Annotated in this window: 7 protein-coding genes; 3 read left to right on the top strand and 4 right to left on the bottom strand. The window is 64.1% G+C overall.

Annotated features, from left to right (window positions below; translation table 11 throughout):
• Nucleotides 1-3 precede the first annotated feature (3 nt).
• From ACWTU9_RS00740 to ACWTU9_RS00725, 4 genes are all read right to left on the bottom strand, one after another.
• Nucleotides 4-1,260, bottom strand: coding sequence for an Hsp70 family protein (locus tag ACWTU9_RS00740; RefSeq protein WP_455856663.1), 1,257 nt, complete (start codon nucleotides 1,258-1,260; stop codon nucleotides 4-6).
• 184 nt (nucleotides 1,261-1,444) lie between these two features.
• Nucleotides 1,445-2,236 carry a TIGR02186 family protein gene (locus ACWTU9_RS00735; protein WP_455856662.1) on the bottom strand — a complete coding sequence of 264 codons (792 nt, stop codon included), beginning with the start codon at nucleotides 2,234-2,236 and terminating at the stop codon, nucleotides 1,445-1,447.
• The gene (locus ACWTU9_RS00730; protein WP_454588035.1) at nucleotides 2,236-3,159 is read right to left on the bottom strand and encodes a sulfite exporter TauE/SafE family protein; all 924 of its coding nucleotides are present in this window, start codon (nucleotides 3,157-3,159) and stop codon (nucleotides 2,236-2,238) included. Before ACWTU9_RS00730 ends, ACWTU9_RS00735 begins: the two co-directional genes overlap by 1 nt.
• Nucleotides 3,160-3,352: 193 nt before the next feature.
• Nucleotides 3,353-7,297 carry a peptidoglycan-binding protein gene (locus tag ACWTU9_RS00725; protein ID WP_455856661.1) on the bottom strand — a complete coding sequence of 1,315 codons (3,945 nt, stop codon included), beginning with the start codon at nucleotides 7,295-7,297 and terminating at the stop codon, nucleotides 3,353-3,355.
• Between the two features lie 483 nt (nucleotides 7,298-7,780).
• On the opposite strand from ACWTU9_RS00725, the gene ACWTU9_RS00720 reads away from it, so the two are divergent.
• The 3 genes from ACWTU9_RS00720 to ACWTU9_RS00710 all read left to right on the top strand — a co-directional run bounded on the left by ACWTU9_RS00720 (nucleotide 7,781) and on the right by ACWTU9_RS00710 (nucleotide 11,542).
• The gene (locus tag ACWTU9_RS00720; RefSeq protein WP_454576542.1) at nucleotides 7,781-8,239 is read left to right on the top strand and encodes a MerR family transcriptional regulator; all 459 of its coding nucleotides are present in this window, start codon (nucleotides 7,781-7,783) and stop codon (nucleotides 8,237-8,239) included.
• A gap of 288 nt (nucleotides 8,240-8,527) precedes the next feature.
• Nucleotides 8,528-10,318: an acyl-CoA dehydrogenase gene (locus ACWTU9_RS00715; protein WP_455856660.1), complete on the top strand. Its 1,791-nt coding sequence runs from the start codon at nucleotides 8,528-8,530 to the stop codon at nucleotides 10,316-10,318.
• A gap of 51 nt (nucleotides 10,319-10,369) precedes the next feature.
• Nucleotides 10,370-11,542 carry an acyl-CoA dehydrogenase family protein gene (locus ACWTU9_RS00710; RefSeq protein ID WP_455856659.1) on the top strand — a complete coding sequence of 391 codons (1,173 nt, stop codon included), beginning with the start codon at nucleotides 10,370-10,372 and terminating at the stop codon, nucleotides 11,540-11,542.
• Nucleotides 11,543-11,561 lie beyond the last annotated feature (19 nt).

The raw sequence follows: 11,561 nt of genomic DNA, 5'->3' as shown, positions 1-11,561 counted from the left end.
GGATTAGCCGAACTTCCGTTGCGCATCCAGCGCCAGGCCAAGCCCGACCGAGCCGAACATATCGCCCTCGATGACAGCGGCCTCCGGCACCAGCGACAGGATTTCGCGTCTTGCCAGCGGGATCGCGGTCGAACCGCCAGTGAGGAACACGGCTGTGATCTCAGACGCCGTCACGCCGGCATCGGCAATCGTGCGCCGCACGGTCGCGGACACCCGCTCGATGTCGGCGGCAATCGTTTCCTCCAGACCGCCTCGGCTGATCTCGGCTGCAAAACGCGCGGCGGGCAGGGCCACCGCCACTTCGGCCGAAGCCTGCTCCGTCAGCGCGATCTTGGCCCGTTCGACCAGGCCGGCCAGCGCATGGCCGTAGCGATGCTCGACGATGTGGATGAAGCGGTCGACCAGGTCGGCGCGGACGGCCTCGAAACGGATTTGCTTGAGATGCGTCATCGCCTTGGCGGTGTAGACGAGATTGATGCGCTGCCAAGTCGCCAGGTCGATGAAATAGCTCGCCGGCAGATTGCGTTTGCCGTCCTTGGTCGGCGTCAAATAGCCGAGCTGCGGCATGACATGGGCAATGCTGAGCAGCCGGTCGAAATCAGTGCCGCCGATGTGGATGCCGCGATTGGCAAGGATGTCGTCCTTGCGATCACTTGAGCGGGGGCGCTGCGGCGAAACCCGCACGATCGAGAAGTCGGACGTGCCGCCGCCCATGTCGACGATCAGCGCCAGCTCCTCGCGCTTCACGTTCTGCTCATAGTCGAGCGCCGCCGCGATCGGTTCGAACTGGAAGGCGATGTGCTTGAAGCCTTGCGCTCGCGCCGCCTTTTCAAGCTCGCCCTGCGCCTTGGCATCGGCTTCCGCATCGTCGTCGACGAACTGCACCGGGCGCCCGAGCACGACGCTCTCCACCGGAGCGCCGGCATCTTCTTCAAGCCGCTTCTTCAAATGGCCGACGAACATTCCGACAATGTCGATGAAACCGATCTGGCGTGCCTTGATGCGCGTCTTCTCATGCGCCAGCGAACTGCCGAGCACGCTCTTCAGCGACCGCATCAGCCGGCCTTCTATGGCGTCGGTGTAGTCGGCAATCGCGCGGCGGCCGAAATAGGTGTGGCCGTCCTCGAAGTTGAAGAAAACGGCACTCGGCAATGTCGGCTGTTCCCCTTCCAGCGCCACCAGCCGTGCCTGGCCGTTGCGGATCACACCCACAGTAGAATTGGACGTGCCGAAATCGATGCCGCCAAATGCCTGATGCATTGCAGCCTCCTGTCATTGGGTCGCGGTGGCCAGCCGAAGAGCACTGTCATCCGGATGTCCGGACCGCTAGCCGAATTGATTGTGCGTATTTGCCCGAGGGTTGGGAGGCGGCGATCTATCCCATAAACGGGAAAAGGGGAACCTTGTTTTTCCGGGAATGGGCTTTCCATTTCCCCACGGGGCGTCAGTCCTTGCGGAAGATCAGCCTGCCCAGCCAGCCGGTGATCATGGCCAGCGACACGGCGAAGACGCCGTAGAGAAAGGAATAATCGTGCGCGACGCGAAAGATCGACTGTTCGAAACCCGATTTGCGGATTTCGAGCTGGGCCGAGCTTTCCTTAAGGAACAAGCCGCTCTTGAACAGGAACGCGCGGGCTTTATGCGTTCCAACTGGTACGTTCGGCGCCAGCCGCACCGTGGCGCGGAAGAGGTTTTGCGACAGGAACTGCACGCCGCCGACATTCTCGCTGTAGAGGCCGGTCGCCGCCTTGCGCTCGCGCAGCGCCACGGTGAATTCCTCGATCGTCGCCGGGCTGTCGGTGGCGTCGGCCGGCTTCATGTAAAGGTTGGAGGCTCCGAGCGAAAGCTGCTTGTAGCTGTTGGGTTCGGTGATGTCCTGCAGCGGCCGCGTCGTGGCGACGGAATAGGACACCGGCACATTCTCGAAGGTCTCGGATTCCAGATTGACCCAGACGCCGAGCACCCGGTCCTTGCGACGCACCACCACCGGCCGCGGCGGCCCTTCGAGCACGACGATGACGTCATAGCGCCCCTGCCGCGCGACCAGCGGGTCGGGGTTTTCCAGCGACCCGAAAATGGTCAGGTCGGCGCCGGAAAAGCCGGCGGTGATCGATACGGCGTCCGTGGAAAGACCGATCTGGATGCCTTCCGGCAGCGGGTTCGGCGACTGTGCTGTCGCCGGCAGGGCGAGGGCGAACAGCAAAGCGGCGGTCGCGAACGTGCTCCACCGCCGCATCAGTTCAGGCCTGCGGCGGTCAGCGAATAGAGGTCAGGCGGCGTGACGAAGAGATCGATGGCCAGCCGGATGGCAACCGCCAGCACCAGCAGCGCCAGCAGCGCCCTCAGTTGTTCGCCGCGCAGCTTCTGGCCTGCCTTGGCGCCATATTGCGCACCGGCGACGCCGCCCGCCATCAACAGGAAGGCAAGCATGACGTCGACCGTCTGGTTGGTGGTGGCGTGCACCAGCGTCGTGTAGGCCGAGGTGAAAATGATCTGGAACAGTGAGGTGCCGATGACGACGTTGGTCGGCACTTTCAGCAGATAGATCAGCGCCGGCACCATGATGAAGCCGCCGCCGACGCCCATGATCGACGACAGGAAGCCGATGCCGGCGCCGAGCCCAAGGACCGGAATGACGCTGACGAACAGTTTCGAGGCCCTGAACCGCATCTTCAGCGGCAGCCGGTGGATCCAGTTGTGCTGGCCGGATTTCTTCAACACCGGGGCGGCACCGCTGCGCGTGGCGCGCAGCGCATTGACGCTTTCGACCAGCATCAGTCCGCCCACGGTGCCGAGCAGCACGACGTAAAGCAGCGAGATGAACAGATCGAGCTGGCCGAGCCGGCGCAGCAAGGCAAAGACGAAGACGCCGCCGGTCGAGCCGACAATGCCGCCGGCCAGAAGCACCCCGCCGAGCTTGAAGTCGAGCGTGCCGCGCTTCATGTGCGACAGCGCGCCGGAGAAGGAGGAGGCGATGACCTGGTTGGCGCCGGTGGCGACCGCGATCGCCGGCGGGATGTTGTAGAAGATCAGGAGCGGCGTGATCAGGAAGCCGCCACCGACCCCGAACATACCCGACAGGAAACCCACCGCCGCGCCCATCGCCAGCAGGACGAAGACGTTGACGGAGATTTCCGCGATCGGGAGATAGATGCCCACCCGTCAGTCTCGATCAGTTTGCCTGTCGGCGATTGCAGCCATTCGCGGGCATTGTCGCACCGAAAAGCCAATTTTTTCTTGCGCCGCCGGGGCGGCCGGGTCAAACCCCGCCGCCCTGCCGAAACAAAAAACATCTCAATCAGTTAACAGGCAAATGTGTGGCAAGGGCGTCGCGTTAGCGACGCATCTGCCGTTATTTGTGCGCCAGCAGCGCCTTCACCAGCTTTTCGTCGATTTCGCCGGTCGCCTGCATCTTGTTGTCGGTCTGGAAAGCCATGATCGCAGTCTTGGTCTTGCCGCCCATCACGCCATCGGCGCCGCCGGCATCGTAGCCGTTTTTGTTGAGGATGAGCTGGATGTTCTTGACCGCCTTCTTCATGTCGATGCTGGCGGTCGTCTGCGGCGTACCTTCCTGCCAGGATTCAGGGATGTCGGCCGAGTTGGACGCCGGGTCGAGTGGCTTCGGCTTCCACAGTTCGGTGGCGGCGCGTGCTCGCTCGAGCTGTTCGGGCCTTAGCGCACTGGCGACCTCGTCACGCTTGGTCGCGGCATCCTTGTCGCCGGTCTTGGCGACAAGCGCGAACCATTTGTAGGATTCTTCCAGGCTCTGCTTCATGCCGACACCCTTGGCCGCCAGGATGCCGAGATTGAACTGGCTGTCCTTGACGCCGACATCGGCCGCGGCCTGGAACCAGTGCGCGGCCGATTCATTGTCGGTCACGCCGTCCGCGGCCATGGCGAAGAGCACGGCCAGATTGTGCATGGCGCTGGCGTTACCTTGCGCGGCGGCGAGCTGGTAGAAAGTCTTTGCCTTCTTGATGTCGCGCGTGACGCCGATGCCCTTCTCGTAGAAATTGCCGATGCGGTATTCGGCCGGTGCGAAGCCCAGTTCGGCCGATTTTTCGTACCATTTGGCGGCCGCCGTCATGTCTTCTTTCACGCCGCGCGATTCGGCATAGCGCGAGCCGAGCTCGAACAGCGCCTTGGCGTCGCCGCCGGCGGCCGCGTCGCGCAAAGCCTGTGGGCCGGCATCGGTCGGAATGTCGATCTTCGCGACGACAGGCGTTGCCGCGGTGTCAGCGGGTGGAACGGTGCCGGTCGTATCCGATGCCGAGGGCGCCGTGACGGCAGCCGCGGGCTGCGCGTCAGCCGCCGCCGGTTCCGCAGTGGCGGTCGTCGGCAGCATTGCGTCTGGCGTCGGGGCCGGATCGGCCAAAGCCATCGGCGCGGACGCGGGTTCGAAGGGCGGTCCTTCGGGAGCGGTGACCGAGGCTGCATCCATCGGTGCGTCGTTGCCAGCTGCCGGCTGCGAGGGCTCCACCTGCCTGACGATGCGAGCCGGCGTGTCCTGCACGGCTGGCTGCGCGTCTGCCTTGGGTTGGCTGGCAGCATTAACCGAGGCGATCTCGACCGGCTGCGATGCGACAATCGGCGCTGTATCGTTGCTTGCGACCTCGACCGGGTCGGCGAAGAAGGCCTTGCCCAACTGCAGGCCGGCAAGCGCCAGCATGATCGCGATCGCTCCCATCAGGATCGGCTTGCGACGCGCCTTGAGCAGGTCGCCGATCCGCAGCGCTTTCACCGGGCCCTTCATGGTGGACTGGCGTTTCAGCGCGTCGGCCTCGGCGGCAGCTGCCTGCGCCGCGCGCCGGGCGGCGGCGATGAAGTCGGATTTCGATGCATCGCCGGTGCTTTGGCGCGCCGGCGGCCCGCGCTCATCGCGCACGCGCTTCATGATGGCGTTGAGGTCGGGTGCGCCTGAGCCTGGCTCCAGCGGCCGGTTGGCGAGCTTCGGGTCGAGCGGCTCGTCGAGATCGACGCTCGGCATGTCGACATTGGGCGCAGAGCCGGCAAGCGGCGGCATGTCGGCCTGCTTCTTGCCCCTGAAGGCGCGCGCCAGTCCGCCGAACAGCGACTTCTTGGCCGTGCCTTCACCCTTCTCGGTAATCGCATCGGAACCGAGCGCCGCCTGGGCAGCGGCCGCGGCAGCCTCGGCTGGCGAGCGCCGCACCGGCTCGCTGCGCATGTCTGGTTCGGCGCGCATATCGGGCTCGCTGCGCATGATGGCGGCGGCGCGGCCGTCGAGGTCGGCCATGTCTCCGGTCAGCGGCAGCGGCTGGTCGATGTCCATCGACGGCGCATCCTGGACCGCGATCTTGGAGGCGCGGGCCGCGCGGGCCCGCCGCGCCGGTTCGGCCGGCGTATCCAGGAGTTCGCTCACCGCCTCGACCGGCTCGCTGGTCTCCAGCGAGCCCAGGCGGTCGACGATCTTGAGCAGCGTGTCGTGAATGGCCTCGAATGTCCGCGAATTGCGCTCGTCCGAACGGCGCGTCAGCGCTTCCAGCGTCTTCAGATCCTGGGCGAGGCCGGTGACGGCCGCAGTGTTGGCATTGGAATCGGCCAGCGAGCGCACCGCGCTCTCGGCCGCTTCGCGTGCCGCGCCCATGATGGACTCGCGGGTTCCGGCCAGCGATTTCTCGATTTCGTTGAGTCGCGGGCTGATGTCCTCGAATTCCGGCAGCGGCGTGCCGGGCTTCGACAGATGCGCCGACAGGCCGGAGACCTGAGCCTCGAGGCTGCGGATCAGCGCCGGATCGATGCCGGCGACCTGCGCGGCCGACGAGTCCAGCCGGCTTGAAATGTCTTCGAGCCGGCTTTCCAGGCCGCGGATCGCCGCCTCGTTGGCAGGATCGGGAACACGCGTCTCCATGCGTTTGGCAAGCGCGGTGAAGCGGGCGTCGATGGCGTCCATGATTTCGGTGTTGTCGGCTTGCGGCTGACGCTGGTCCAGCCGGTCGGCGACCTCGTCCAGCCGCCGCTCGAGGTCACGAAACAGCATGTTGCCCTGCTCGATGGCGTCGCCCTGCCGGCGTTCCATCATGCCCGACAGCACGTCGAAGCGCTGTTCCAGACCCTGGAAGATATAGTCGGCGTCGGGCATGGCCGGGGCGCGGTCGATCTTGTCGGCAATCATCGCGATCTGCTTGCCGAGGCGCTCCATCGCCTGTTCCGGCAGATTGGCGCGGCCGGCGAGGTCGTCGACCCGGTTCGACAGCATGCTGAGACGGTCGAGAACCTCGCCGCTCGGACGAACCTGCATGACTTCCTCGATCTGCTGCGCCAGCGAGGCGATCCGCTTCTCAATGCGCTCGAACGGCTCGGGGTCGAAGGAATTGGCCTGGGCGGCCACGGTCGAGGCGACGATGGCGCGCGTAATCTCGTCAAGCCGTTCGTCGATCAGGCCGAGCGTGTCGCCGCCGCGGTTGTTCTGCTGGCTGACGAAGTGATCGACGGCGCCGGCAAGCGTGCGGACCTTTTCCTCCATCGAGCGCAGCGACAGCGATTCCGGCAGATTGTTGACGGCATTGCTGATCTGCTCGAGCCGGTCGGTCAGGGCCGAAAAACCGGGGCCGTCCGCGCGGTTGCGCTGATCGGCGTCGACGCGGTCCTCGAACGCGCTCCAGCGGCGGTCGAAATCGTCCCAGCGGCGGTCGACCTTCAGCACGCTTTCCTCGCGCGCCAGCGTGTCGAGCGCGGTCTTCACCTGCTCGAGTTCGAGCCGCAGCATGTTGACGCTTCTGTCGTCGCTCTTCTCGGCCAGCGTCTGGATGGCGCCGGACAGCCGCTCGAATTCGAGGCCGAGTTCCGCGCTGCCCTTGCCGGGCAAGCCGCCTGACTGGTTGCCCGCCTGGAATGCCCGCTCGATATCCTTGCGCAGGGCGGCAAATTCGCGCTGCAGGCCGGCAGTCATCTGATGGCGCAGTTCTTCGCGCAAGCCGCGCAATTCGCCGGCGATCTTGCCGACCACGGCGACACTGTCCTCCTGGCCGCGCACTCGGTCGATGTCGCGCGCGATCGCCTGATAGTTCTGGTCGAAGCCGGCCGGCGCCGGGCTTTTCGGCCGCGGCGCGGGCTGCGGATCCTCATACCAGCGCGGCGGGGCGTAGGGCTGCGCGCTGGCGTAGCGCGGCTCGACCGGTGGCCGGCGCGGATCGAAGCGCTCTCCCGCGTCCTCGCGCTTGCGTTCCAGCCGCTGCTCCAGCGTTTCCAGCGAGCGGTTCAATTCATCAAGCGTGGTGTTCGGCCTGCGTGGCCTGCCGGCGTTGAGTGTATCGAGATAGGACCGCTTGCTGTTCATCGATGCGCCCGTTTTTCAGAATGGCCGGCTTGCTGCCAGTTTTCCCCAAAGTGCCTGTCGGGAACGAAGGCGGCCGCGCGGCTGTGCTGCGGCGGAAGACGAGCTTCCCGGGCCAGGCCCGCGCTCCGAAAAACCGTGAAAAATTCGCTACAGGATAAACACGGATGACCGACATGCGCACATTTCACCCATCGTGGTAAACAAGGCGTTAACCAAGCTTAAGAAGTTACCGCATTGCTGAAATACAGGCAGCGCCCGTTCGGACCTGCACCGGGGGGTGCGGCATAAGGTTTCGCAATCCCAGAACGCCCTTGCGTCATGAGGCGGCTATCGATATAGAATTGACGTAAACGTAAGAGGGGCGCTTTTCGTGCCTTTTGCGATGAATTAGTTGAAACCCACGACTGGAAGCATGCCCCCGCTTCCACTCAGGCGTTGCAAGGTCCGAGACCGCGACGCCACTACAGGGGAAAGCCAGTGACCATGAAACTTGTTTCGCCCGGCGAAGCCGCGGCCAACACCAACAATATCTCTGTCGAAGCCGGCGAGGAACTCGTGCGCATCGGCGAAATGGCCAAGAAATACGGCGTGACCCTGCGCACGCTGCGTTTCTATGAAGACAAGGGCCTGCTCAATCCGAAGCGCGACGGGGCAACGCGCCTCTACACGCGTCGCGACAAGGCGCGGCTGAAGCTGATCCTGCTCGGCCGCAAGGTCGGGTTCTCGCTGCGCGACGTCAAGCAGATGATGGATCTCTACGATCCGACGGGATCCAACACCAAGCAACTGCGGCTGGCCCTCGACAAGTCGGAGAAGCAGCTTGCCCGCCTGCAGAAGCAGCGCGCGCTGATCGATGACGCGATCAACGAGCTGAGCGGCTCGATGTCGGCCGTGCGCCAGATGCTGTCCGAGCGTTCGGCTCCAGCCAGCGCCGCGAGCTGAACTCGCTGCGCCATTTACGGCGCAAGCTTCGATGAACAAGAGCCGTGCGGTCAGCCGCGCGGCTCTTTTCGTTTGCCATCATACGCGCTTGCGCAACCCATGCGTCGCTGGTGTCCGTCACCTCGTGCCGATAGGCTGGCAAAAGGAAATTTTGTCGCGGCAATAAAATTGACGTTTACGCAAACGTCAATTTTTGCTATCCCGCTTTCAACATTGGTCCGCATGCTGCCCAGAGCTCATTTTCGGGGCCTGATCCCGCGACCAAGACCCGCATGGTGGAGGAAACACATGCCGATCTACAGGGCTCCCGTCCAGGACACGCTGTTCGTGCTCAATGAGGTGCTGGGCTACCAGCGCTATTCCAATCTTCCAGGATTTGCCGACGCGACGCCCGATGTGGTCGAGGCGATCCTCGCCGAGGGCGCCAAGCTCGCCGAAAACGTCATGCATCCCTTGAACCGTGTCGGTGACATGGAAGGCTGCGTGCGCCACGACGACGGCTCGGTGACAACACCGAAAGGTTTCAAGGAGGCCTACGACCAGTATCGCGAAGGCGGCTGGATGGGACTGGCGGCGCCCGTGGAATTCGGTGGCCAGGGCCTGCCCTATGCGGTGCACACCGCGGTTGCCGAATACATGGTGTCGGCCAACATGGCGCTGATGATGTATCCTGGCCTGACCCAAGGCGCGATCGCGGCGATCATCACCCATGGCACCGACGAGCAGAAGGCGACTTGGCTGCCGAAGCTGGTCGAGGGTTCCTGGACCGGCACCATGAACCTGACCGAGCCGCATTGCGGCACCGATCTCGGTCTGCTGCGCACCAAGGCGGTGCCGAACGGCGATGGCACCTACAAGATTTCCGGCCAGAAGATCTTCATCTCGGCCGGCGAGCACGACATGTCGGACAACATCGTCCACCTCGTGCTGGCCCGCATCGAAGGTGCGCCGGAAGGCGTCAAGGGCATTTCGCTGTTCATCGTGCCGAAGCTCAAGCTCGATGCTTCGGGCAATCCAGCCGGCAAGAACACGCTCTCCTGCGGCTCGATCGAGGAGAAGATGGGCATCCACGGAAATTCGACCTGCGTCATGAACTATGACGAGGCCGAGGGCACGCTGCTCGGCGAGGCAAATGGCGGCCTGAAGGCGATGTTCACGATGATGAACGAAGCCCGCCTCGGCGTCGGTCTGCAGGGACTGTCGCTGTCCGAAATCGCCTACCAGAACGCGGTCTCCTACGCCAAGGACCGGCTGCAGGGCCGTTCGCTGTCGGGCGCTAAGGCGCCGGACAAGAAGGCCGACCCGATCATCGTCCATCCCGATATCAGACGCTCGCTGATGACCATGAAGGCCTTCAACGAGGCCGGCCGCGCGCTGGCGCTGTGGACGGCGATCAAGTCCGACATCGCCCACCGCTCCGATGACGACAAGGATCGTCAGGCCGCCGACGACTACACCGGCCTGCTGACGCCGGTGATCAAGGGCGTGCTCACCGACAAGGGTTTCGACCACGCCGTCATGGCGCAGCAAGTGTTCGGCGGCCACGGCTATATCGAAGAGCATGGCATGAGCCAGTTCGTGCGCGATGCCCGCATCGCCATGATCTATGAAGGCGCCAACGGCATCCAGGCGCTCGATCTCGTCGGCCGCAAGCTCGGCCTCAACGGCGGCCGTGCCATCCAGGCCTTCTTCAAGGATGTCGGCGAGTTCTGCGAGGAGAACCGTGCCGACGAGAGACTGGCGCCGTTCACCAAGGCCCTGAAGAAGGGCCTCAACGACCTGCAGGCGGCCACCATGTGGCTGCTGCAGAACGGCATGGCCAAGCCCGACAATGCCGGCGCCGCGTCTACCGACTACATGCATCTCTTCGGCCTTGTGGCGCTGGGCTATATGTGGGCGCAGATGGCCAAGGCGGCTCTCGGCAAAACCGGCGCCAATGGCACCCAGTCCTTCTACGACAACAAGGTGGTGACGGCGCGCTTCTTCATGGAGCGGATCATGCCCGAGACGTCGGCACATCTCGCCCGCATTTCCAGTGGTGCGGATACGCTAATGGCGCTGCCTGCGGAAGCGTTCTAGGTTTGTCGGGCCGGCGCCGCCGGCCCACATTGTCGGAACGCGGAGGAAATCGTGGCGACAAATCCAGCCGAAGTGCTCTCTTTGCCGAAGCCTGCCTGGGCGGCGGAAGAGGTCGGCATGCTTTACGACATGGCGCATCGCTTCATGTCGGAAGAGATCGCGCCGCGCTACGACGAGTTCGAGAAGAACGAAATGGTCGACCGCGAGAGCTGGCGCAAGGCCGGAGCCGCCGGCCTGCTCTGTGCCTCGATGCCGGAGGAATATGGCGGCTCCGGCGGCACGTTCGCGCATGAGAGCGCCATCATCGAGGCGATCGGCCATGTCGGCGTCGACGGGTTCGGCATCGGCCTGCACAATGCCATCGTCGCCCCTTACATCCTTCACTACGGCTCCGAAGAGCAGAAGAAGAAGTGGCTGCCGAAACTGGCCACCGGCGAACTGATCGGGGCCATCGCCATGACCGAGCCAGGCGCCGGCTCCGACCTGCAAGGCGTCAAGACGCGGGCCGAGAAGGACGGCAACCAGTACAAGATCAACGGCTCCAAGACCTTCATAACCAACGGCCAGCTGGCCAATTTCATCATCGTCGTCACCAAGACCGATCCGGCCAAGGGCGCCAAGGGCACCTCGCTGATCGTCATCGAGACCGACGCGGTCGATGGCTTTGAGCGCGGCCGCAACCTCGACAAGATCGGGCTGAAGGCCAACGACACGTCGGAACTGTTCTTCAACGATGTGCGGGTGCCGACCTCCAACCTGCTCGGTCATGAAGAGGGGCAAGGCTTTATCCAGTTGATGCAGCAATTGCCGCAGGAGCGGCTGCAGATCGGCACCGGCGCCATCGCGATGATCGAACGCGCGCTTGCGCTGACCATCGACTACGTCAAGGATCGCAAGGCCTTCGGCAAGGCGATCATCGAGTTCCAGAACACCCAGTTCAAGCTCGCCGAATTGAAGACCGAGGCCACCATCGGCCGCGTCTTCTACAATGACTGCGTCACCCGCCATATCAATGGCGGTCTCGACCCGGTCACCGCCTCGATGGCCAAGTACTGGCTCTCGGACCTGCAGGGAAAAGTCGTCGACGAATGCCTTCAATTGCATGGCGGCTATGGCTACATGAATGAATATCCGATCGCCCGCATGTTCCGCGACGCCCGCGTTCAGCGCATCTACGGCGGCACCAACGAGATCATGAAATTGCTGATCGGCCGCTCTCTCTGAGAGCCACGACCGGCAAACC

The sequence above is a fragment of the Mesorhizobium sp. 128a genome, assembly GCF_053848025.1.
This window is presented reverse-complemented; position numbering and strand designations above follow the sequence as displayed.